General features: G+C 73.9%; 1 protein-coding gene. It reads right to left on the bottom strand.

The genetic code is table 11. The annotated features are described in order from the left end of the window. Window positions 1-1,035: SAV_2336 N-terminal domain-related protein (locus tag ACNFOC_RS54640; RefSeq protein ID WP_416966347.1), on the bottom strand; the 1,035-nt coding region annotated here is incomplete at both ends.

Below are 1,035 nucleotides of genomic sequence, written 5' to 3'. Positions count from 1 at the left end.
CCACTCCCCCGCAGCACCCCGCCCAACAGCACCTCGGCGAGAACGGACGGCCCGCTCTCCGGCAGCATCACGCGCTGGACGAGTCGCATCACGTCCAGCGAGAGCGGTACCGCGGCGAGGGCGCGGACCAGTTGCTGGGCCGGGCCGGAGGTGGTGGCGCGGAAGTCGCGCACCAGGGCGGCGGGTTCAGGGGTGTCCTCGTCGGCGGCCGGGGGCTGTGCTGGATGGTCGGGCAGCACCCAGCCGGCCGCTCCGGGGACCGACAGTGCCGTACGGCCGGACAGCAGACGTGCCCACGCCGCCAGGCCACTGGGCGTCGGGCCTACGACCAGTACCGGGAGTGCGCCGCGTGGTGTCCGGCCCTCCAGCGGGGCGAACCGGACGGGCGCGCTCGGCCCCTCGCACCGGTGCAGTGTTCCGGGCAGTGCGGGCAGATACGTCTCGTGCCACATCCGCTGGGGCAGCGGCTGGACGAGGGCCACGGGTGCCACCCGCGCCCAGTCGTGCAGCAACCGCTGCATCCGGCCGTCCTGCCACAGGGGTCCGGCGCAGTCGCTGAGCAGCAGGGTGAGTCGGCGGCCGGTCGGATCGCGCAGTTGTTCCGGGGAGTTGAGGTTCTCCCGACGCCGGGTGGCACCGACCAGCAGGGTTCCGCCGGGGCCTTCGTGGACGTAGTGCGCGCGTACGTCCACGAAGGCCCCGGCGCCCGCGCAGATCTGGCGCAGTTCCTGGAGCGTGGTGTCCCAGACGTGGGTGGAGCTGGAGGCGTCCATGAGGAGTTGGAGGTGTGCGACCCGGTGGGCGGTGGGGCGCAGCACCGGGATCAACAGCCCTGTCTCAGCGACCTGTTCGGCGGTCGCCTGCTCGTCCAGGTGTTCGGCGGGCATCCGGACGGGCGGGCGGTGGTGGCGCAGTGGACGCAGGGCGCGTCGCAGGGTCGTGGGGCGTACGAGGGTGGGGGCGACGGGAGCCCGGACCCGGACCGGTGTCTCGCCGTCGGACGCGGGCGGGAGCGGTGCGTCGTCGGCGTAGAGG

It is taken from the genome of Streptomyces colwelliae (genome assembly GCF_048158785.1).
In the GTDB taxonomy this organism is placed as follows: Bacteria; Actinomycetota; Actinomycetes; order Streptomycetales; family Streptomycetaceae; genus Streptomyces.
Note: the sequence above shows the minus strand (reverse complement) of the source record. Positions and strands in the feature narration are given on the sequence as shown.